The sequence below is a fragment of the Mycobacterium sp. NGS19 genome (assembly GCF_059813155.1).
In genome coordinates, this window is sequence record NZ_JCALEB010000006.1 from 214,851 (window position 1) to 237,264 (window position 22,414).

14 protein-coding genes are annotated in these 22,414 nt (G+C 68.8%); 11 read left to right on the forward strand and 3 right to left on the reverse strand.

Translation table 11 applies throughout. From position 1 onward, the window contains the following. The first annotated feature begins 114 nt into the window (after window positions 1-114). The 11 genes from eccA to eccE are packed head-to-tail and all read left to right on the forward strand — an operon-like array spanning window position 115 to window position 14,506. Window positions 115-1,938, forward strand: a complete 1,824-nt coding sequence (eccA, locus tag AC5Y4N_RS18335) for a type VII secretion AAA-ATPase EccA (protein WP_499908433.1) — start codon at window positions 115-117, stop codon at window positions 1,936-1,938. After that, window positions 1,935-3,434, forward strand: a complete 1,500-nt coding sequence (gene eccB, locus AC5Y4N_RS18340) for a type VII secretion protein EccB (RefSeq protein ID WP_499908436.1) — start codon at window positions 1,935-1,937, stop codon at window positions 3,432-3,434. The genes eccA and eccB overlap by 4 nt, the downstream gene beginning before the upstream one ends. Next, complete coding sequence (gene eccCa / locus AC5Y4N_RS18345) at window positions 3,431-7,411, forward strand: type VII secretion protein EccCa (RefSeq protein ID WP_499908439.1); 3,981 nt, start codon at window positions 3,431-3,433, stop codon at window positions 7,409-7,411. The genes eccB and eccCa overlap by 4 nt, the downstream gene beginning before the upstream one ends. Beyond that, window positions 7,408-7,722 (forward strand): PE family protein, encoded by a 315-nt coding sequence (locus AC5Y4N_RS18350; RefSeq protein ID WP_499908442.1) that lies wholly within the window; start codon window positions 7,408-7,410, stop codon window positions 7,720-7,722. Before eccCa ends, AC5Y4N_RS18350 begins: the two co-directional genes overlap by 4 nt. Next, window positions 7,719-9,287, forward strand: coding sequence for a PPE domain-containing protein (locus AC5Y4N_RS18355; RefSeq protein WP_499908444.1), 1,569 nt, complete (start codon window positions 7,719-7,721; stop codon window positions 9,285-9,287). Before AC5Y4N_RS18350 ends, AC5Y4N_RS18355 begins: the two co-directional genes overlap by 4 nt. After that, window positions 9,284-9,577 carry a type VII secretion protein EsxS gene (locus AC5Y4N_RS18360; protein WP_499908446.1) on the forward strand — a complete coding sequence of 98 codons (294 nt, stop codon included), beginning with the start codon at window positions 9,284-9,286 and terminating at the stop codon, window positions 9,575-9,577. Before AC5Y4N_RS18355 ends, AC5Y4N_RS18360 begins: the two co-directional genes overlap by 4 nt. A gap of 29 nt (window positions 9,578-9,606) precedes the next feature. Continuing rightward, window positions 9,607-9,897: a WXG100 family type VII secretion target gene (locus tag AC5Y4N_RS18365; RefSeq protein WP_499908448.1), complete on the forward strand. Its 291-nt coding sequence runs from the start codon at window positions 9,607-9,609 to the stop codon at window positions 9,895-9,897. Then, entirely contained in the window at window positions 9,898-10,746 is an 849-nt protein-coding gene (locus tag AC5Y4N_RS18370; RefSeq protein WP_499908450.1) for an ESX secretion-associated protein EspG, read from the forward strand. It begins immediately after the preceding gene. Between the two features lie 9 nt (window positions 10,747-10,755). Next, entirely contained in the window at window positions 10,756-12,156 is a 1,401-nt protein-coding gene (eccD, locus tag AC5Y4N_RS18375; RefSeq protein ID WP_499908452.1) for a type VII secretion integral membrane protein EccD, read from the forward strand. Next, entirely contained in the window at window positions 12,153-13,517 is a 1,365-nt protein-coding gene (gene mycP, locus AC5Y4N_RS18380) for a type VII secretion-associated serine protease mycosin (protein ID WP_499908455.1), read from the forward strand. Before eccD ends, mycP begins: the two co-directional genes overlap by 4 nt. Then, window positions 13,514-14,506 (forward strand): type VII secretion protein EccE, encoded by a 993-nt coding sequence (gene eccE, locus AC5Y4N_RS18385; protein ID WP_499908458.1) that lies wholly within the window; start codon window positions 13,514-13,516, stop codon window positions 14,504-14,506. Before mycP ends, eccE begins: the two co-directional genes overlap by 4 nt. A 15-nt stretch (window positions 14,507-14,521) precedes the next feature. On the opposite strand, the gene AC5Y4N_RS18390 is transcribed toward eccE, so the two are convergent. The 3 genes from AC5Y4N_RS18390 to AC5Y4N_RS18400 form a co-directional block, all read right to left on the reverse strand. After that, window positions 14,522-16,267 carry an ABC transporter ATP-binding protein gene (locus tag AC5Y4N_RS18390; protein ID WP_499908460.1) on the reverse strand — a complete coding sequence of 582 codons (1,746 nt, stop codon included), beginning with the start codon at window positions 16,265-16,267 and terminating at the stop codon, window positions 14,522-14,524. Next, the gene (locus AC5Y4N_RS18395) at window positions 16,264-18,870 is read right to left on the reverse strand and encodes an ABC transporter ATP-binding protein/permease (RefSeq protein WP_499908462.1); all 2,607 of its coding nucleotides are present in this window, start codon (window positions 18,868-18,870) and stop codon (window positions 16,264-16,266) included. The genes AC5Y4N_RS18390 and AC5Y4N_RS18395 overlap by 4 nt, the downstream gene beginning before the upstream one ends. A gap of 61 nt (window positions 18,871-18,931) precedes the next feature. Then, window positions 18,932-22,414 carry a non-ribosomal peptide synthetase gene (locus AC5Y4N_RS18400; protein WP_499908464.1) on the reverse strand — a complete coding sequence of 1,161 codons (3,483 nt, stop codon included), beginning with the start codon at window positions 22,412-22,414 and terminating at the stop codon, window positions 18,932-18,934.

Consider the following 22,414-nt stretch of genomic DNA (forward strand, 5'->3'; position numbering starts at 1 on the left):
CTCGGTGCGCCTGCTCCACCCTGAGCTGAAGTCAGCCTAACCTCACGAAGCTGTCGACAGTTAGGTTTGGCAATGCTAACTTTGGGCGAAATTCGGCTCATTCGAGGAGATTCGTTGCGCGGGGACACCACTGCGTCCGACGTCGCCGTCCATCGGCTCGACGATGAGGTGGTCAGCCGATTCGCCACCTGCTGCCTGGCCCTGGGCCTACCGGTCCGCGATCGGCGCCGGCCCGCCGACCCAGCGACAGCGCGGTCAGGATTCGCCGCGCTGGCGCGGATGGCACACGAGCAGTGCGACGCGTGGGTGGGCCTGGCCGCCGCGGGCGATACGTCCGAGCGTGTGCTCGAGGCGATCTGGCGCACCAGCGACACTGCCGGTCGCCTCCAGCGCGCGGTGAACATGGCGCCAGGCACGCTCGGGTTTCGCTACGACACCGGGCTCTACCTGCACCTGCGCGCCAGCACGCCCGACGACTTCACGCTCGCGTATGCCGCGGCGTTGATTGGACGCGGTGAATTCGCCCGGGCCGCGGGTCTGATCGACGAGGTGCGGCAGCGCCGACCGCAGTCGATCGAAGCCCGGTGGATGGCGGCCACGGTGAACCACCGCGCCGCCCGGTGGTCCGACGTCGTCACGCTGCTCACCCCAGTCGTCACCGACGCCGATCTGGACCCGACGATCGCTCACGCGGTGCGTGTGGCGCTGGGCACCTCGCTGGCGATGCTGGGCATGTTCGCCCCCGCGTTGTCCTACCTCGAAGACCCTGCCGGACCCGTCGAGGTGGCCGCCGTGGACGGCGCGCTGGCCAAGGCGCTCGCATTGCGCGGACACGGCCAGGCGGAGGACGCCGACGACGTGCTGCACGAGCTCTACGCCGCGCACCCGCAGCGGCACGACGTCGAGCAGGCGCTGTCGGACCCGACCTACGGCGTGGTCACCACCACCGCCGCACGCATCGAGGCCCGCACCGATCCCTGGGATCCGGCGACCGAACCGAGCGAGGCCGACTTCATCGACCCAGGTGCGCACGACCGCAAGGCTGAACTTCTCGCCGAAGCCGAACGCGAACTCGGGGAGTTCATCGGGCTCGACGAGGTCAAGACCCAGGTGTCGCGGCTGAAAAGCTCCGTCGCGATGGGCTTGCTGCGCCAACAGCGCGGGCTGGCGGTCGCGCAGCGCACCCACCACTTGGTGTTCGCCGGGCCGCCGGGCACGGGCAAGACCACCATCGCGCGCGTGGTGGCCAAAATCTATTGCGGCCTAGGGCTTTTGAAGCGGGAGAACATCCGCGAAGTGCACCGCGCCGACCTCATCGGCCAGCACATCGGTGAAACCGAGGCCAAGACCAACGCAGTGATCGACAGCGCGCTCGACGGCGTGCTGTTCCTCGACGAGGCCTACGCACTGGTGGCCACCGGCGCCAAGAACGACTTCGGATTGGTCGCCATCGACACGCTGCTGGCCCGGATGGAAAACGACCGCGACCGGCTGGTCGTCATCGTCGCGGGGTACCGCGCCGAACTCGACCAGTTCCTCGACACCAACGAGGGTCTGCGGTCGCGCTTCACCCGCTCGATCGACTTCCCGTCCTACTCCCCCGCCGAATTGGTCGAAATCGCAACGAGGATGGCGAAGAACCGCGACAGCGTCTTCGAGCCGGCCGCCGTCGACGAGATGCTGGCCGTCTTCACCACGCTGTGCAACACCGAAAGTCCCGACGCCCGCGGAGTGCCGCGGCGAAGGATCGACATCGCCGGCAACGGCCGGTTCGTCCGCAACGTCGTCGAACGCTCCGAAGAGGAGCGCGAGCACCGGCTCGACAATTCGGGCCTCGACGAGTTCACCGACGACGACCTGATGACAATCACTGCGGACGACGTGCGCACGACGATTGCGGCGTTGTTACGCGGTCTTGGCCTTGCCGAGGCGGCATGAGCGACGCGCAGCGGCGCACGTTCTCGTCGCGCACCCCGGCCAACGAGAACCCCGACCACGTCTCCTATCGCCGGGGATTCGTTACTCGCCATCAGGTTTCCGGATGGCGCTTCGTGATGCGCCGAATCGCCTCGGGGGTGGCGCTGCACGACGCGCGGATGTTGGTCGACCCGTTGCGCAGCCAGTCGCGGGCTCTCGGCGCCGGTGCGCTACTGGTGGTCACCGGGTTGATCGGCTGCCTGATCTTCTCGTGGATCCGGCCCGGCGGTGTCGCCGGCAACGACGTCGTGCTTGCCGACCGCGCGACGTCGGCGCTATACGTGCGGGTGGGCGAAAATCTGCATCCGGTCCTCAATCTCGCCTCGGCGCGGCTGATCGCCGGAAAGCCGGTCGACCCCAAGCCGGTGAAAAGCCAAGAGCTGGACCGGTTTCCGCGCGGGAACCTGGTCGGAATCCCGGGCGCGCCGGAACGCATGGTGCAGAACCGCAGCCACGACGCCGACTGGACGGTGTGCGACGGCGACGGCGTGACCGTGATCGCCGGAGCACCCCAGCCCGGTAACGGCCGCGCCGGCGACCTGCCGCCGGCGCACGGCGTCCTGGTGGGCGCCGAAAACGGCACCTGGCTGCTGTGGAACGGGCGGCGCAGCCGGGTCGACTTGACCGACACCGCGGTGACCAGCGCGCTGGGCTTCGGCGCCGGCGTGCGCCCAGCGCGGCCGATCAGCGAAGGTTTGTTCAATGCGATCCCGGAGGCACCGGCACTGACGGTGCCTCCGATCCCGGACTCAGGCCAAGCGCCGGCCTTCGCGATGCCGGTGCCCGCACCGATCGGTGCGGTGGTCAGCGCCTATGCGCCGGATGGCTCAGCGCTGTACTACGCCGTGTTGCCGGACGGGTTGCAACAAGTCAGCGGGGTGCTGGCTGCGATGTTGCGCAACAACGATTCTCACGGACTCGATCAGCCACCGCGACTCAATGCCGATCAAATCGCCCGGCTTCCGGTCTCGACGATGATCGACACCAAACGCTATCCGGACACTCCGATCGCTCTGGTGCAGGCCGACGATGCCGCGGTGGCGTGCGTGCGATGGTCGCAGCCGGCCGGAACCCCTGCGCCAGTGGCGACGCTGCTCGCCGGATCCCGGCTGCCGCTGCCCCAATCGGTGCGCCCTGTCGAACTGGTCAGCGCTGGTGCCGGCGGAACGGCGAACCAGGTGGTGTTACCGCGCGGCACCGGATACTTCGTCCAGATCGCGGGTGCGGGCGCGCAGTTCTGGGTGTCCGACACCGGTGTGCGCTACGGCCTGGATACCGAAGCCGGTGCGAAAACCGTCGAAGCACTGGGGCTGACACCGCCGCCGCTGCCCATTCCGTCGGCGGTGCTGGCGCTGTTCGCCGTCGGTCCCACACTGTCCCGTGCCGACGCGCTGGTTGCCTACGACGGCTTGGCGCCCGCTGCGCAGGCCGGACGCCGGATCCAGGAGACCCGTTGAGCAGATTGATATTCGAGGCGCAGCAGCGGCTGCCGCGGCCGACCGCACGGACCGGCACCATCACCATCGAGCCGCCGCCTGAACTCCCGCGTCAGGTCCCCCCGTCGCTGCTGAGGCGGGTCCTGCCGTACCTCATCGTGCTGCTCATCGTCGGGATGATCATCGCGCTGGTGGCCACCGGCATGCGGCTGATCACGCCGCAGACGTTGTTCTTCCCGTTCGTGCTGCTGCTCGCCGCGACCGCGCTGTACCGCGGCACCGACAACAAGACCCGCACCGAGGAGATCGACGCCGAGCGGGCCGACTACTTGCGCTATCTGTCGGTAGTGCGCGACAACGTGCGCGCGCATGCCGCCCAGCAGCGGGCGGCCCTCGAGTGGTCACACCCGGATCCTGTTGCGCTGCAAGCGGTTCCAGGCACACGTCGGCAATGGGAGCGCGACCCGTACGACTCTGACTTCCTCGTGGTGCGCGCCGGGCGCCACGACGTGCCGCTGGACACCGCGCTTCGAGTCAAGGACACCGCCGACGAGGTGGACCTGGAGCCGGTTTCGCACAGCACGTTGCGTGGACTGCTCGAGATTCAACGCACGGTGCGCGACGCCCCGGTCGGCATCGACGTCCGCAAGGTCGCCCGCATCACGCTGCACGGCGGCGACGACGCTCGGGCCGCGCTGCGGGCATGGATTGCCCAGGCCGTCACCTGGCACGACCCCTCGGTGCTCGGCGTCGCGATGGCCGGCCCAGGAGTGGACGACGAAATGTGGTCGTGGCTGAAGTGGTTGCCACACACCGACATACCCGGAGAGGTGGACGGCGCCGGACCGGCGCGCTATCTGCGCACCCGCCCGCAAGACCTCGCCGCCGCGCTGTCAGAGGCGTTGGCGGATCGCCCGCCGTTCGGCACCACCACGGGCGACGCCGCCAAGCACCTGCTGATCGTCGTCGACGATCCGAACGGAGCCGACGCGGTCGTGCCGCTCAGCGGCCTGGCCGGCGTCACCGTGGTGGAACTGGCCGACACCCCGCCGTACGAGGGCCAATACCCCGACCCTGAACGACCGGTGCTGCGCGTACGCGACGGCGCCATCGAGCGCTGGGGAAGCGACGGCTGGCAACCCTACGTCGACGCGGCCGACAGCCTGTCGGTCGACGAGGCCCGCCACCTCGCGCGCCGACTGTCACGGTGGGACTCCAATCCCGTCCACACCAGATCCGCGGCGACGCGCGGCGCGACGTTCACCACGCTGCTCGGTATTCCCGACGCGTCACGCCTCGACGTCCCCGCGCTGTGGGCGCCACGCAGCCGCGACGACGAGCTGCGCGTGCCGATCGGTGTCACCGCATCCGGTGAACCGCTGTACTTCGACCTCAAGGACGAGGCCGAGGGCGGGATGGGCCCGCACGGGCTGATGATCGGCATGACCGGATCGGGCAAGTCGCAGACGTTGATGTCGATTCTGTTGTCGCTGTTGACAACCCATCCCGCAGATCGGCTAATCGTCATTTACGCCGACTTCAAGGGCGAGGCGGGCGCGGACATCTTCCGCAACTTCCCGCAGGTTGTCGCCGTGATCTCCAACATGGCCGACAAGAAGGCTCTGGCGGATCGCTTTGCCGACACGCTGCGCGGTGAAGTCGCCCGCCGGGAACAACTCTTGATGGACGCCGGGCGCCGGATTCAGGGCAGCGCATTCAGCTCGGTGACAGAGTACGAGAACGCGATCGCCGCCGGCCACGAACTGCCGCCGATCCCGACACTGTTCGTGGTGGCCGACGAGTTCAGCCTGATGCTGGCCGACCATCCGGAGTACGCCGATCTGTTCGACTTCGTCGCCCGCAAAGGCCGGTCGTTTCGCATCCACATCCTGTTCGCCTCGCAGACCTTGGACATCGGCAGGATCAAGGACATCGACAAGAACACCTCGTACCGGATCGGCCTGAAAGTGGCCAGCCCCAGCATTTCTCGGCAGATCATCGGTGTCGAGGATGCCTACCACATCGAGTCCGGCAAAGACCACAAGGGCGTCGGCTTCCTGGTCCCCGCCCCGGGTGCGGCACCGATCAAGTTCCGCAGCACCTACGTCGACGGCATTTACGAGCCGCCGCGCGCCCAACGATCGGTGGTCGTGCACGCCGCATCCGAGCCCAAGGCGTTCACCGCCAGTCCCGTCGACCGTGAGCCGGACACCGTGATCGTCAAGGACGATGACGTCGTCGCTGAGCCGCCACGCAAGCTGATCGCGGTTATCGGCGATCAACTTGCGCGTTACGGCCCGCACGCGCCGCAGCTGTGGTTGCCGCCGCTCGACGAGCCGATACCGCTGGACTCGGTGCTGGCACGCAGCGGCGTGCAACCGCAGCAATTGCGTTGGCCCCTGGGCGAAATCGACCGGCCCTTCCACATGCGCCGCGACCCCCTTGTGTTCGACGCCGCTTCTGCCGCCGGCAACGTGGTGATCCACGGCGGACCGAAATCGGGTAAGTCGACCGCGTTGCTCACGTTCATTCTGTCGGCGGCCGCGCTGCATTCGCCGCGCGACGTCACGTTCTACTGCATCGACTACGGCGGCGGCCTGTTGGAGTCCGTCGAAGGCCTCGCGCACGTCGGCAGCGTCGCAGCCGCCTGGGACGACGAGCGCATCCGGCGCACCTTCGGCGAGTTGGAACAGCTGCTGCGCATCCGGCAGCGCGGCCGGGCGGCGCGCGGCCGCCGCTACGACGACGGCTATGGCGAAGTCTTCCTGGTCGTCGACAACCTCTATGCGTTCAGCCGGGACAACACCGACCAGTTCAACACACGAAACCCCTTGCTGGGCAGGCTGACTGAGCTCGTGAACACCGGGCTGGCGTACGGCATTCACGTGGTGATCACCACGCCCAACTGGCTCGAGGTGCCGCTGGCCATGCGCGACGGGCTCGGCCTGCGGCTCGAGCTGCGGCTGCAAGACGTCCAGGACAGCAACGTGCGCGTCGTCGGCGCGTTGCGCCGGCCCGCTGAAAGCGTCCCGCACGACCAGCCGGGCCGCGGCTTGACCATGGCCGCAGAGCACTTCCTGTTCGCCACACCGGATCTCGACCAGATCGGCACCATCAACGCCCGCTATCCCGGCGTGTCGGCACCGCCGGTGCGGCTGCTGCCGACCAACCTGTCGCCCGCCGAGCTGATCGCACACGGCGGCACTCTGTACCCGGGACGCGAACGCATCGTCATCGGGCAACGAGAGCAGGACTTGTCGCCGGTCGCACTCGACTTCGCCGCCAACCCGCTGTTGATGGTGTTCGGGGACAACAGGTCGGGGAAGACGACGTTGCTGCGGCACGTGATCCGCACCCTGCGCGAGCACACCGATCCCGACCAGCTGGCGTTCACGGTCGTCGACCGCAGGCTGCACCTCGTCGACGAGCCGCTGTTCCCGGACAACGAGTACACCACCAACATCGACCGGGTGCTGCCCGCCATGCTGGGTCTGTCGGCACTGATCGCCGAGCGCCGCCCTCCTGCCGGGCTGAGCCCGCGCGAACTCGCCGAGTGGTCGGCGGGAGCCCAGGCGGCGCAGAAGCATTACCTGATCATCGACGACGTCGACCAGATCCCCGACGGGCCGGCGATGGCGGGCCCGTACGTCGGGCAGCGGCCCTGGACCAGCCTGATCGGGTTGCTGGCAGAGGCCGCCGATCTGGGCCTTCGGGTTATCGTGACCGCCCGCGCGACCGGCTCGGGTCACACGCTGATGACCAACCCGCTGCTGCGGCGACTCAACGACCTGCAGGCCACCACGATCATGCTGTCCGGCAACCCCCAAGACGGGGGAAAGATCCGCGGTCACCGGTTCGCGCGGCTGCCTGCCGGACGCGCGATGTTGTTGGACTACAGCGATATTGCGACGTACGTCCAGCTGGTCAATCCGCTCGTCGCCGAACCTGCTGTCGGCAACGCTCACGGACACGCTCATGGAGAGGAGTACCCGTCATGACCTTGCGAGTCGTCCCTGAAGGGCTCGCCGCCGCCGGGGCGGCGGTCGAGGCGCTGACCGCGCGGCTGCTGGCGGCGAACAACGCCGCCGCGACGGTGACCACCGCCGTCATCCCGCCGGCCGCGGACCCGGTCTCGCTGCAAGCCGCGGTGGGCTTGTCGGCGCACAGCGCCCAGCACGGCGTCGTCGCCGCACAGGGCATCGAAGAACTCGGCCGGTCGGGTGTGGGCGTCGCGGACTCCGGCACGAGCTATGCCGAGGGTGACGCACACGCCGCGGGCTCATACCTGCTCTCCCGCGGCGGACGATGACCGCTCCGATCTGGATGGCGTCGCCTCCCGAGGTGCACTCGGCGCTGCTGAGCAGTGGGCCGGGTCCTGGGCCGCTGCTGGCAGCGGCAGCGGCGTGGCAAGCGTTGAGTGGCGAATACGCCGCGGCGGCAGCCGAATTGACCGCCATCCTGGCAGACGTGCAGGGCGGCGCCTGGGAGGGACCGTCCGCAGAGCAGTACGTGGCGGCGCACGCGCCATTCCTTGCATGGCTGACCGAGCAGAGCGCGGCCCACGCGGCCACCGCGGCGCAACACGAAACGGTTGCGGCCGCCTACACCACCGCCTTGGCGACCATGCCGACCCTGGCCGAGCTGGCGCTCAACCATGCCACGCATGCCGTGCTGGTAGCCACCAATTTTCTTGGCATCAACACGATTCCGATCGCGCTGAACGAGGCCGACTACGTCCGGATGTGGATTCAGGCGGCGACGTCGATGACCACCTACCAGGCGCTGGCCACCACGGCGTTGATGTCGCTGCCGGCTGAGACCCCCGCCCCGGCCGTGCTTGCGCCAGGCGTCGGCGAGGCGGGTCGCGCCGCGGCCAACGCCGGCCAGGGTGCCGCCGACGCGCGGGCAGCCGAGGCGGGCGAGTCGCTGGACAACAGCGACCTCATCACCGATTGGCTGAACCGGTATCTGAACTCGATACCCGGCTGGGACGAGATCCTGAAGTTCCTGCAGGACCCGATCGGAACGCTGCGGCGAATGCTCAGCGACTTTCTCACCAATCCCGCGGCAGCGTTCGTCAACTGGTTCCCGCTGCTGTTCGCGATCGGCTACCAAGCCTTCTTCCAACCGGTCGGGTGGACGACGTGGACGCTGATCTTGAGTTCCCCGGCCTGGCTCCCGATATTGATTGCCGTGGCCGCCATGGGCGCCAACACACTCCTGCCGCAGCAGCCGCAACCAGAACCCGCGGCCGCAGCGCCCGCCCCGCCGGTGCAAGTGTCGGCGCCGCGCGCCGACCAGCCGTCGAGCTTCGCCGCCGCCGGCCTTCCGACCAGCGTCGCGAGCCCCGGGGCAGCACCTGCGACCGCGCCTGCGCCCGGATCGGCGCCGGCCGCACCGTCGTCGCCGGCTCCGGCAGCCGCCGACGGCCTGGGCTACGCCGTCCGGGGTGACAACCCGGAAGAAGGTGTCGGACCGACACTGATCGACAGGACGGGCGCGAAGGCGCCGGCCGCAGACATTCCCGCCGCGGCGTCCGCGGCCGCTTCGGCGTCGGTGGCCGAGAAACGGCGCGCCAGACGGCGTCGCGGCGCCGCGCTGAGGGAACGCGGACACCGCGACGAATACATGGACATGGATGGCGGCAGCGACGAACCCGCGCCCCCGCAGCCGGTCGCCGCGGCGTCACAGCGCGGCGCCGGCCCCATCGGCTTCGCCGGAACCGCGGGCAAGGCCGGCGCCGCCGCAACCGGTTTGACCACGCTGGCCGGTGACATGTTCGGCAATGGTCCGACGATGCCGATGATGCCCAGCACCTGGGAGTACGACACCGAAAAACCCACCGAAGAAATCGACAGAAAGGAAACCGAATGAGCCTCTTGGATGCTCACATCCCCCAACTGGTGGCTTCCGAATCCGTGTTCGGGGCCAAGGCCGCGCTGATGCGCAGCACCATCTCGCAGGCCGAACAGGCCGCGATGTCGGCGCAGGCCTTCCACGTCGGTGAGTCGTCGGCGGCGTTTCAGGCCGCGCACGCACGATTCGTCGAAGCCGCCGCCAAGGTGAACACCCTGCTTGACATCGCCCAGGCCAATCTCGCCGACGCCAGCAGCACCTACGTCGCCGAGGACGCCGCCGCCGCCAGCCGCTACACCGGCTTCTGAGCCGACACCGATCCGAGGAAGGAACTCTGATGTCACAGATCATGTACAACTACCCCGCGATGCTGGCCCACGCGGGCGAAATGAACACCTACGCAGGCGCATTAGGAGCAGTCGCGGCCGACATCGCCAGCGAGCAGGCCGCGCTGGCCGGCGCCTGGCAGGGCGACACCGGCATGAGCTATCAGGCCTGGCAAACGCAGTGGAACCAGGCGGCCGAAGAGTTGGTCCGCGCCTACCACGCGATGGCCTCCACCCACGAGATGAACACGATGTCGATGAACGCCCGGGACAACGCCGAAGGCGCCAAATGGGGTGGTTAGGTGCCGCCGTCGCCTAACGCTGTCGAACTCACCGTCGACCAGGCCTGGTTCATCGCTGACGCGACCGGGGCCGGGAGCCTTCCGTGGGTGCTGGGGATCACGCCGCCGTATGCCGACCGCAGCGAACGCGCGAGTTTCGAGCAGACGCAACGCGAAGCGCTCACCAAGCTGGGTGTGATGTCAGCGGCCGGAGCGGTCAATCCTCAAGTAGCGCAATGGATCCGGACGGTCTGTTACTGCGAACAGTGGCTGGAGCTGCGCTACGTCGGGCCTTTTCGTGCCGACGTCTTGCGCGGCTTCGTCGGGCGCCGGGGCGACGACACCGTGGTCGCGCTGCGCAACGCGCAGCTCGTCACGTTCACCGCGATGGCCGTCGACCATCCGCTGGCGCTGGTGCCGATCGTGGCCGCCGGCCTGAGCGGACGACGGCCGGCTAGCTTTCCCGAGTTCGCGCTGCCGGCGCGGGTGGGCGCTCGCGCCGACGAGCAACTGAGGTCAGGCGCGAAAGTCGCTGAGCTGTTGGACTTTCTCGGCGTCCCGGCCGCAGCGCGGCCGGCGGTGCAAGCGGTGTACAGCGGACCGCGCAGCTATGTCGAGATCGTCGCCGGGGCGCGCCGTGACGGCAGGCACGCCACATCGGAGGTGGGTGTCGGCATCGTGGACAGCACCGTAGGGCGCATCCTGGTCAGCCCCGAGCGTGCGGCCGACGGCCAGTGGGTGTCGACGTTCGCGCCGGGCACCACCATGGCCATCGCGCTGGCCATCGACCGGTTGACCGCCACCCTGCCGGAGGGCCGCTGGTTCCCCGACGTGGCGCTGACACGGAAATTCAGCACCCAGACGAGCTAAGGAAACCTGATGTCACAAACCCAAGAAGCCTTCGAGTCGCCTGCCATGTCCGTCGCCCGGGTGGCGGTGCTGGCCGACACCAGACTCGTCGACGTCGTGCTCCCCACGGATCTGCCGCTGCGCGAAGTCATCCCGGCGGTACATCGGTTGACCACGCCGGGCGCCACCACCGGTGCGGCGCAGCCCATGAGCCTCGCCCCGGTCGGCGGTGCACCGTACAGCCTCGACGCCACACTCGACACGGTCGGCGTGGCCGACGGGGATCTTCTTGTGCTGCAACCCGTTCCGTCAGGTCCTTCCGCGCCGGGCATCGTCGAAGACGTGGCCGACGCCGCCGTGATCTTCTCCGAGTCACGACGCAGGCCATGGGGACTGCCCCACATCAGGCACACGGCGCGGATCGCGGCGCTCGCAGTCGTCCTGGCCACCACCGGCTTCCTGCTCGCCTATCAGCACACGGCCAGTGGACAGATGGTCGCGGTAGCGGGACTCGGCGCCGTCGCGGCGACCGTGGTGGCCGCCGCGCTGGTGGCCGCGGCCAAGTCACCGCGGGTGGGCGCCGATCTGGCCGCGGTGGCACTGGTGCCGATCGCCGCGGCGTTCGCCGTGGCGCTGCCGGGTGACCAGTGGGCGCCGCGCGCCATGCTTGCCGCCGCGGGCGTCGCGGCTTGGTCGATGGTGTGGATGAGTCTGCGCGACAGTGCAATTGCCTTCTTCACCGGAACCGCCGTGATCGGTGTCGGCGTGCTGCTGGCCGCTGCGGCCGCGACACTGTGGCAGCTGTCGGCGGTCAGTCTCGGCTGCGGCTTGATCGTGTTCGCGTTGCTGGTGACGGTCCGGGCTGCACAGTTGTCGGCCGCCTGGGCTCGGCTGCCGCTGCCCGTCATCCCCGCGCCGGGCGACCCGACGCCGGCGCCGCCGTCGTTGCGGGTGCTGCGTGACCTGCCTCGGCGGGTACGTGTCAGCGACGCCCACCAGACTGGGTTCATCGCCGGTGCGGTGCTTCTTGCTGTCGTCGGATCGCTTGGCATTGCCGCGGATTCGCCCGGCCCGTGGGGCTGGTACGTGATCGGGGCAGCTGCCGCCGGCGCCGTGCTGCGGGCCCGAGTGTGGGATTCGGCGCCATGCAAGGCGTGGCTGCTGGCCCACCCGTTTCTGCTCACGTCCGCGTTGGCGGTCGGATTCACCGTGGCCGAGCGCTTCATGGCGGCCGGGGTTGCACTGGGGGTGCTCGCCGCGCTGGCCCTGGCTTGGATCGTCGTGGCGCTCAACCCCAGGATGGGTGAACCGGACAGCTACTCGCTGCCGATGCGGCGGGCGGTCGGGTTCCTGGCCGCGGCGATCGACGCGTCTCTGCTCCCCGTCATGGCGTACGTGGTCGGCATCTTCGACTGGGTCTTGAACCGGTGAGCTTCGCCTTCTGGCCCGCAACGCGGGCGGGCGCGGCCACCGCCTGCGCGCTGCTCGTTGCGTGTCCGTCGGCCGCAGCGATCACTCCCCCGGTTGCCGACGGCGCGGCGCTTCCGCCCAACCCGAATCCGTCGCCGTCGGGCATGGTGCAGCGCGCTGAGTGCATGGTCAGCGGAGTCATGCCGGGGACCGATCCGGCCGCTGCCACGCGCAGCCAGTCGGTGCTGAATCTGTCTGCGGCATGGCAGTTTTCGCGGGGTGAGGGGCAGACGGTGGCGGTGATCGACACCGGTGTGAAACCCGGCCCGCGACTGCCGAACGTCGAGCCCGGTGGTGACTATGTCGCGGCGACCGACGGTCTGACCGACTGCGACGGCCACGGCACCGCGGTGGCCGGGATCATCGCCGGCCAGCCCGGAGTTGACGGGTTCACCGGTGTTGCGCCCGCCGCAAGGCTGCTGTCGATCCGGCAGACGTCGGCGCAGTACGCACCGCAGGCACCCGGACAGGATCCGGCGGTGGCGAGGGCGGCCGTCGACATCGACACGCTGGCGCGCGCGGTGGTGTTCGCCGCCGACCGCGGTGCCCGCGTGATCAACGTGTCGGTGGTGACATGCCTTCCGGTGAACAAGAACATCGAGCAGAGCTCACTGGGCGCGGCCCTGCGTTACGCGGCGGTCGAAAAGGATGCCGTGATCGTCGCAGCGGCGGGAAACGCGGTCGGGGTTGGGGGTTGCGAACCGAACCCGCTCACCGACGTCAGCCGCCCCGACGATCCGCGCAACTGGGCCGGCGTGACGTCGGTGTCGGTACCGTCGTGGTGGCAGCCGTACGTGCTGTCGGTGGGTTCGGTAGCGCCGTCCGGGCTTCCGTCGCGCTTCACGATGGCCGGGCCGTGGGTGGGTTTGGCCGGTCCCGGCGAGGGCATCGTGTCGGTGAGCAACGACCCGTCCGGCGGGCTGGCCAACGGGTTCCCCGCCCCGAATGACCGGATGGTGCCGATCGACGGCACGAGCTATGCGGCCGCATATGTTTCGGGCGTGGCCGCTTTGGTGCGCAGCCGCTACCCGGAACTGAGCGCCGCCCAGGTGGTGGACCGCTTGGTGCGGACCGCGAACAACGCGTCGCGCTCGCCGTCGAATCTGGTGGGCGCCGGAGTGGTCGATCCGGTGGCGGCGTTGACGTGGAAGCTGCCGCCGCCGGCGCCGGCGCAGCCCCCCGTGGGGCATATCCCGCCGCCGGTCGAGCCGCAGCCGGCCGACCCGATGCCGCGCATTCTCGCGTTCTCGGGAGTCGGTGTGTTGGCGGTCGTGATGGTGGCGGCGGCGCTGGCCGCCCGACGGAAGGTGGATACGAAGTGAGATTCCGGGACCCGGCGCGGGCGGGCACATGGCGGATCGCATTATCTGCCTTGGCAATAACTCTTCTGGTCGCCGCGGTGTGGCGTTGGCAGCCGTCCGACTGGTGGTGGGTCGGTGCGTTGGCCGTGGTGCTCGTTGCGCTTCTCGGCGCGTGGCACAAGGTGCCGCTGTCCACGCTCGTACGCCGCTGGATCGCGCTGATCGGCCGCAAACTGCGCCGTACCCGGGCGTCGACGCGGGCCCACGGCGACGCTTTGGCCACCGACGTGAAGGCCACTGACGTGAAGAGCACCGTGGTGCTGCAGGTCGGCTCGGGTCCGGGCGAGCTGTTTCCGCTGCAGACCCTCGCCGGCTATCTGGACCGCTATGGCATCAAGTGTGCCGCAGTGCGGGTGACAACCGTTGTCCCCGAACGTCTGTCGTGGGTCAGCCTGACCGTCGGGGCCGCGGACAACCTGACCGCATTGCTGGCCCGCGGCGCGCACCTGCCGCTGCACGAGACCGCGCACGTGGTGCAGCGTCGTCTCGCCGATCATCTCCGCGAACTCGGTTGGCAGGTGCAGGCGGTGCGCGCGTCGGATATTGCGTGGCCCGCCCCGGTGAGCGAGCACTGGCGTGGCGTGCGGGTGGACCGCGGCTTTGTCGCCGCCTACGACGTGAACGTCGACACCGCGGTGGCGGACACACTGTCGGACATCTGGGCGGCGCCGGCGCTGCAGGCGTGGACCGTGGTGGAGCTGACCGGCAACCCGCGGCGCCCGGCGATGTCGGTGAGCGCTGCGTTGTTGTCGGCCGACAAGCCCGCCCGAAAGGCGCCCGTCGCGGGCATCGTCCCTCGCGTCGGCGACCATCGGGCCGCGCTGGAAAGACTGCATCCCGCATCGACGGAACTCGTTGGCAGAGCGGCAGATCCGGCCGCCGGGCTGCTGCCGGACCTTCGCTTGCCGGCCGTTGCATCCTCGGCGCGCCAGCCCGCCGCATCCGGTTAGCGGCCCGGCGCTCGGCTATTGTGCGGCGATCCGCCAGCCGGCGCTGTCCTGCTGGTGGCGCCAGAACTCGGCGAACCGCCCACCGAGTGCGGTGAGTTCCTCGATGGTGCCTTGCTCGACGATCACGCCGTCGTCGACGAACAGCACGTGGTCGGCGTGCCGGATCGCGGCGAGGCGATGCGCGATCATCACCCGGGTGCGGTTCTGGGGGTCGTCTTTGATCGCGTCGACGATCAGCTTCTCGTTTTCGGTGTCCAACGCGCTGGTACCCTCGTCGACCAGCAACAAACCTGACGGTTTCACCAGTGCCCGGGCGATGCTCACGCGTTGACGTTCGCCACCGGACAGCGCTGCGCCGGCCTCGCCGACGCGGGTGTGCACGCCGTCGGGCAGCCGCTCGACGATCTGGTCGACCCGGGCCAGGGCCATCGCGGCGCGAATCTGCTCGTCGGTGGCGTCTGGATTCCCCACTTGCACGTTGTCCCAGATCGGCCCGTCGAAGAGGTACGGATGCTGAAACACCATGCTGACCAATGCCCGGCGCGACTCGGCATCCAGCTCCGTCACGTCCACCCCGTCGACCAGAATCTGCCCGGAGTCCGGGGTGAGCAGCCCGGCGATGAGGAACAGCACCGTGGTCTTTCCCGACCCGGAGGGGCCGACAATCGCGGTGGTGGTGCCGGGTTCGAGGGTGAAGTTCACCTCGCGGAGGACCTGTCCCCCGGATCCGCGGTAGCCGAAGCTGACATCCCGGAATTCGATTCGCGGAGGACGCGATTGGCCAATCCGGGGCGTAGACCCTTCTGCGGATGGCGCACGCGGCGCGGAGACGACGGCGCGCAGCCGCGCGAGGAGACCACGCGAGGATTCGATGGCAGTGGACAGCTCGGCCAGCACGGTGAACGGCTCGAGGAACCGCACCATGACGATCGCCAGCGCCACGGCTTCGGGTGCTCCGATCTCACCGCGCAACGCCAGCGTCGTGATCGTGCCGGCAAGCAGGATCAGACCTACTTGGCTGGCGATGCTGAACAGCAGCTGCCCGGGGATCTGAAAAAGCAGCAGCCGCAACGTGGTTCCCTGCGCCGCAGTGATGGCTTGGCCCGTTTCGCTGCGCGCGGCGGTCACCCGCCGGCTGGCGCGCAACGCCTGCTGGGTGCGGGCGAACTCCAGAATGCGTTCGGTCAGCGCACTGTGGGCGCGCGCATCCGCGGCGTCTGCGGCACGCACGATCCGTTGACTGCCCACAAGCGCACCGAAAAGCACCGGCAGGGCGATCGCCGCCGCGACACCCAGCTGCCACGAGAACAAGAACAATCCCGCGGTGATCGCCACCGGCAGCAACAGCGCGCCGAGGAACGGGGTGAGCAGATAGGCGACCAACCCGACAAGGTCTGGACCGCTGGCGGCGATGGCCTGCCGGGTCAGCGCGGTGTTGTCGGCCGTGAACCACCACAGCGGAGTCTCGGTGAGCCGGTCCGCCATTGCATGCTGGGTGGTGTCCACCAACGCAAAGCCGATCCGGAAACCGATGCGCGCCAATACCGTATCGACGACCCATCCAGCCGCGGTGGTCGCGGTCAACGCCGCGAGCCAGGGCAGCGCGTCGGCCGGCGCCGACCCGAAAAGGCTCACCACAAGCGGCACCAGTAACAGTGCACTTGCCGCCCGCAGCACGACCGAGATCACCGACAGCACCACATAGCCGCCGAGATGGGCACGGTACTGAGGGGGAATCAACCGGATCAGGTTGGCGATCATCGGGCGGCCTCTCCGGTCAGGACGCCGGACGTTGCGGCGACGGTTTCGAGTCGGCTCTCCCAGAGACGCCGGTACCGGCCGTGCGCCTCGAGAAGTTCACGGTGGGTGCCCGTCTCGACCACCCGGCCGTGGTCGAGGACGACGATCTGGTCGGCCTGGGTGATCGTGTGCAGGCGGTGCGCGATCACCAGTACGGTCCGATTGCGGATCAGTCGGCCGAGTGCTTTCTGCACAAGATATTCCGATTGCGGGTCGGCGAACGCTGTCGCCTCGTCCAGCACCAAGATCGGGGTGTCGGCGAGCAGGGCACGCGCAATGGTCAACCGCTGGCGCTCCCCTCCCGAAAGCGCAGTGCCGGCACCCAGCACGGTGTCATATCCGTGCGGAAGACGCAGGATCCGCTCATGGATCTGCGCCTCCACAGCAGCCGCTTCGATGTCGGCGGCACTCGCGTCCGGCACGGCCAACGCGATGTTGTCGCGGACGGTGCCGGCCACCAGCTGCACGTCCTGGAAGACGAACCCGACGAGCCTGTAGAGCTCGTCGGCGCTCAGCGACCGGATGTCGCGGCCGTCGATGCGGATCGCGCCGGCGTCGACGTCGTGGAAACGCGCGAGCAGTGACGCCAGCGTCGACTTCCCTGATCCCGACGGACCCACCAGCGCTGTCACCGTTGCAGGCCGCAGGGTCAGTGACACGTCGTGAATTACCGGTACGCCCGGGCGGTAGCCGAAGCTGACGGCGTCGAATTGCACACTGCCGGAGCGGGTTTCGGGTGGCGGAGCGGGTTTTGTCTCGCCGTAGGTGGTCAGTTCCGTCTCGTCGAGCGTGTTGGCGATGCGCCGGGCAGCGTCGAGCCCGTCACGCAGGCCGCCCAGCCCGTATGCGATACCCAGCAGGCGGCTGCCGAACGTGGTGCCCAGTACCAGGAACGGCAGCAGGGTCGCGGGCTGCATGACACCACCGGCGACGAACAGCGTGCCGGCGGCGGCGATCAGCCAGAGGAACGTCGCGGGGCGGGTGACGATGTCCATGAACGTCTTCTTCCCGATGAACGGGCGCTGCCAGGCGTTCAGGAAAGCGATGTACTCGTCGAGGCTTCGCCGGAACGGTGACGCTGCGGCTCCGCCGAACACCCGGATCACCGGCTGGCCCTCGAGAAACGCCGCTGCCTCGTCGTTCATCCGTTCGGCCCAGCGCGTCGCCTGCGCCATCTTCGGGCCGCTCTGGTACACCATGGTCGCGGTGGTGACGATGTACACCAAGATCGGCACCAGCAGCACGAGTGCCAGGCGCCAGTCGACAACGAACAGGTACACCAGCACGGCCACCGGTGCCACCATCGCGGCTACCGCATCCGAAACCGCATGAGTGACAAGGTAATGCAGCGCCAGGGTGTCGTCTTGGATGAGTTTCTTGACCGCACCGGAGCCGCGCTGCGTGAACCACCCCAGCGGCAGCCGGGCCAGCTTGTCCACCAGCCGCCGCCGCACCGCCGCGCTGAACCGCAGGTCGACCAGATGCAGCCACAGGATGAGGGCCGCGCCGAGCACCGCGCTGACGCCGAGCAGCACCACGAACGCCGTGACAGTGTTCCACACCCGCGCCTCGTCGGCACCGGCTAGCAGTAGCCGAGCCAGCTCGACGAGCACGACGAACGGCGCCAGTTCGAGCAGCGTGATCAATGCCTGCAGAACGCCGCTGGCGATCAACTGCGGCTTGAGCGGGGCCAGCAGTTCCTTGGCCGCTTGCGAACGCCATCGGCCCCTGCGGGCGGGCGGCCGGCTCGGCTCCCCCTTCTCCGCTGTCCCCTTCTCCGCTGTCCTGGGTGGCGTAGTCACTGCTGCGGTATCGGCCTCGCCGCGCCTGCTGCCCATCGCACGGCCGTGCGTCCAGTAGGCCTGGGCGTGCAAATCGCTCTTGGGGAAACCGAACGTGTCGCGTAGCCGCTTGCGCAGATGTTTCAGCGAGCCGGCTTCGGTTCCGGCCCATGCGTACCAGTCCGACCAATCTCGGTCTTCGATCGCGGCCGCAAGAGACGTCTCGTCGACTCGAGACACCCAGTGCAGTCGGCACCGCGGATGGTCAGCGATCGGGATGAGTTCGTCTTCGGCGCAATGTTTTTCGAGATACACCTCGACGTCGACCTCGGGCGGTAGCACGTCGAGAATCGAGTTGATCGCGGGCAGCGACGCCGCATCGCCGATCAGCAGAAAACCGGCGGGCAGTTCGTCGGGAACCTCGAACCGCGACGAGCCCAGCGACACCACCGGCACGGTCATTTCCGGCCGCGCGTTCGACGCCCATATGCACGCCGGTCCGGCCGGCTCGTGCAGAACGACGTCCACCGCGAACCGGCCGGCGTGCGGATCGGCCCAGACGATCGTGTAGGCGCGCTGATGTTCGGTGGTGCCACCGGCGGGATCGGGGAACCAGAACCGCAGCCACGCGGTGGGCGCCACCGTGACGTCGTCGAACAGTGTCGGCGACGACATGGTCAACCGCAGACAGTGCGGTGCGACCCGTTCGGTCTTCAGCAGGGTCGCGACGTGGTCTTTCCCGCCGAAGCCGCGAACCAGCGCTCCTTGCAAGCCTCTGCTCATGTTGGTCCTCTGGTAGTCGTTAGTCGCGCCTCGCGTCGAATGGATTAGGGAACAACGGGTTTCATCGCTCGGCGAGCACCTCTTCGTCGGTCAGCGAGGCCACGTCGAGGTAGTGGCGCGCGATCGCGCCAAGGCGCTCGGGCGTGCCGCGCTGCGCTTCGCGGGCGGACAGCCGTTCCGCCAAGCCCGCGACGGTGCGGGTGGCGAACACGTCGGCGACCACAGCATGCTCAACGTCGAGCCAGTCACGCACTCGGGCGATGACGGCGGTGGCCAACACCGAGTCGCCTCCTGCGGCGAAGAAATCGGCGTGGACGCCGACGGATTCGGTGCCCAGCGCCTCGGCGACAATCGTCGCGAGCGCGGCCTCCACATCGTTGCGCGGTCCGCTGTCTTCGGGCTCCGGGTCGCCGTTCTCCAGCAGCGCTGCCACCGCGCGGCGATCCAGTTTGCCGTTGGCAGTCAACGGCATTCGCTCGAGGAATACCGTGCGGGCCGGAATCATGTACGTCGGCAGCAGGTCGGCGACGGCCGCTGCGACGTCGCCCGCCTGGTCCGGGTCACCGGTTACCGCGGCGACGAGCTTGGGCGCAGTACGCCCGATTACTGCCGCGACGGCATGGCGCACGCCCGGCACGGTACGAAGCGCGTTCTCCACTTCGCCGAGCTCCACCCGGTACCCGCGGATCTGCACCTGGTTGTCGGAGCGGCCCAAGAACTCGATGGTGCCGTCGGGCCAGTAACGGGCCGTGTCACCGGTCCGGTACCAGCGAACGCCGTCGTATTCCACGAAGCGAGCGGCAGTCCGTTCGGGGTCATTGCGGTACCCGGCTGCGACATTCGCGCCGCCGACCCATAGTTCGCCGGGCACCCAGTCCGGGCAGTCGCGGCCTGACGGCGACACCACCCGGCACCGCACGTTGCGCAGCGGAACACCGAACGGCACCGTGGTCCAGTGTGCGGGCGGGTTTCCCCCTACTTCACAGATGGTGTGATGGATCGCCGTCTCGGTAGCTCCGCCCAACCCGGCGAACCGGCATCCGGGCACTTGCTTGGCCAGTCGGCGGGCCAGATCGGCGCTCACCCAGTCGCCGCCGAGCGTCACCGCCCGCAGCGAATCCCCGAGGCGATCACCGCCGAGCTCCAAGATCATGTCCAGCATGCTAGGTACGCAGTTGAGGATCGAAACCTTGTGCCGCCGAAGCAGATCCACCCACGTGGTCGCGGCCGCGCGCTGGTCGGCGTCGACCGCGACCACCGAGCCGCCTACTGAGAACATGCCGAAGATGTCGTAGACCGACGCGTCGAATTCGAGAGCTGACAACGCAAGGACGCGGTCGGTGCTGCCCACCGTGAACCAGTGGTTCACGGCGTCGATGGTGTTCATCGCCGCCCGGTGTGGCACGTCGACGCCCTTGGGTAGTCCAGTCGAGCCGGACGTGAAGATCACGTACGCGATGTCGGCGGTGTCACCGAACACCGGCGTCGCCAGCGGCTGCGGATAGTCACGAGCCGTGTCGATCGACAGGCACGGCACGGAGCCGCCCAGCTGTGCGCCGTCGACGGTCACCGCGGCCACGACGTCGGCGGTCTGCAAGATCGCGGCACGCCGCCCAGCGGGTTGGTCGAAACCGATGGGCACGTAGGTGGCTCCGGCGGCGAGCACCCCGAGCACGGCCAGCATCTGCTCCTTGCCTTTGGGCAGGTACACCGCGACCGCATCGCCCGGCCGCACACCTTGGTGTCGCAGAGCCCCCGCGACCGCCAGCGCGCGCTGTGCCAGTTCGCGGTAGTTCCATCCCCCAGTCGCGTCCCCCAACCCCCAGACCACCGCCGGTGCTTCGGGTGTGGACGCAGCATGCTCGAAGAAGCCCTGATGCAGGCACCGGCCGCTGACCGGACCCTCCGTCGCGTTGACTGCGGCGCGCCTTCTGGCCTGTGCGCTGGGCAGCCGCACCGCCGCTTCGGCGTCCCATCCGGCGTCGCCCGCGCACAGCCGCTGGACGGCCTCGGTGAAGCTGGCGAACATGGTGTCGATCACGCGAGCCGGAAACGCCGACTCGCGGACGTCCCAGTTGACCAGCAGACCGCCGCGCAGCTCGGTTACCTGGGCGTCCAGCAGCACCTGCGGCCCTTGCGAGATGATCCACACCGGCTCGCCGAACGTCTCGACGACGTCGTCGGCGAAAAGCTCGCCCAGATCCAGGGCGCTGGTGAACACCACCGGCGCGAGCACCGGCTCGCCGCGGTGCCGCCCGAGGTCACGCAGTACTTCGAGGCCGGAATATGCTGCGTGAGAACCGTTTTCGTACATCTGGCGCTGGATGGCGCGGGCCCGCTCGGCCACCGATACGTCGTCGGCGACGTCGACTTCGAGCATGACCGACGACGTGAAGTCGCCGATCACCCGGTCGATGTCCGGGTGCACCGCTTCCCGCTGAAACAGCGGCACATTCAGCAGGAACCTGTCCTGGGCCGACCAGCCGCCGATGGTGTCGGCGAACACCGCGGCCAAGGCCATCGCCGGCGTGATTCCACGCGCGTGGGCGCCGGTCACCAGGCTGTCCTTGGCGTGCGGTGCCAGCCAGTGGTGGTAGCGGACGGTGCGATGCGGCGCCGTGCGCTGGCCGGCCGGAACCGTGGGAAGCTGCGGCGCGGTGGGCATGTCGGCCAGCCGCTGCTGCCACCAGCGCTTGTCGCGCTCCCGTGCAGCGCTGTCGTCCGGGCGTTCCGTGCGGTAGCGGCGAAAGCTGTAGCCGGGCGCGCGCAGTGCGGTGCCGCGATACGCCGCGGCGAGGTCGGACACCAAGACGCGGTAGCTCATCGCGTCGCCCGCCAGCATGTCGACGTCGAGGTGCAGTCGGGTGCGGTCCTGGCCGTAGCGCGTCACCGTGACGTCGATGACTTGGCCCTGCACGATGGCCAAGCGCTGGTGCGTTCTGGCGTCGCGCATTTGCATCAGCGTCGCGTCGACCACGTCCGCCGGCCGGCCGCGCAGATCGACGACACTGAACACCGGCCGCCCCGGCGCCGGCATTGTCTGCTGGGTGCCGTCGGCCAGGAATCGGGTGCGCAGCATCGGATGTACGGCGACGAGCTCGGCCACCGCACGCTCCAGACGCGCGGGATCCACCCCGGCACCGTCGAATTCGACGTACAGGTGGGCCGCGACGCCGCCGAGCTCCTGTTCGGCCTGGCGGCCGATCCAGTACGCGTGCTGCATGGTGGCCAACGGGAACGGCGCCTCGTCGGGGTCCGTCGTCGGTGAAGGCAAAAATCTTGTGTCGCTTGCGAGTTCGTGCCCACGCAGCATCTCGTGCCACGCTGCGATGGTGGGGTTCGCCGCAAGTTGGGCGAAGGTGACGTCGGCTCCCTGTTTGCGCCATCGGCCCGCCAGCGCCATCATCCGGATGGAGTTCAGCCCCAACTGGATCAGATCGTCGTCATCGGCGATGTCGCCGGAGAAGTCCAGATGAGCGGCCACCACAGCACGGATCTGGTCCTTGCTGACGGGGCGCCCGTCACGTTCGTCCTGCAGCGGCAT

Bases quoted from the DNA above. Each gene is read 5' to 3' on its own strand.
- eccB (WP_499908436.1), top strand. From the start codon at position 1,935: ATGAGCGACGCGCAGCGGCGCACGTTCTCGTCGCGCACCCCGGCCAAC.
- AC5Y4N_RS18350 (WP_499908442.1), top strand. From the start codon at position 7,408: ATGACCTTGCGAGTCGTCCCTGAAGGGCTCGCCGCCGCCGGGGCGGCG.
- AC5Y4N_RS18355 (WP_499908444.1), top strand. From the start codon at position 7,719: ATGACCGCTCCGATCTGGATGGCGTCGCCTCCCGAGGTGCACTCGGCG.
- AC5Y4N_RS18360 (WP_499908446.1), top strand. From the start codon at position 9,284: ATGAGCCTCTTGGATGCTCACATCCCCCAACTGGTGGCTTCCGAATCC.
- AC5Y4N_RS18365 (WP_499908448.1), top strand. From the start codon at position 9,607: ATGTCACAGATCATGTACAACTACCCCGCGATGCTGGCCCACGCGGGC.
- eccD (WP_499908452.1), top strand. From the start codon at position 10,756: ATGTCACAAACCCAAGAAGCCTTCGAGTCGCCTGCCATGTCCGTCGCC.
- AC5Y4N_RS18390 (WP_499908460.1), bottom strand. From the start codon at position 16,267: ATGATCGCCAACCTGATCCGGTTGATTCCCCCTCAGTACCGTGCCCAT.
- AC5Y4N_RS18395 (WP_499908462.1), bottom strand. From the start codon at position 18,870: ATGAGCAGAGGCTTGCAAGGAGCGCTGGTTCGCGGCTTCGGCGGGAAA.
- AC5Y4N_RS18400 (WP_499908464.1), bottom strand. From the start codon at position 22,414: ATGCCGCTGCAGGACGAACGTGACGGGCGCCCCGTCAGCAAGGACCAG.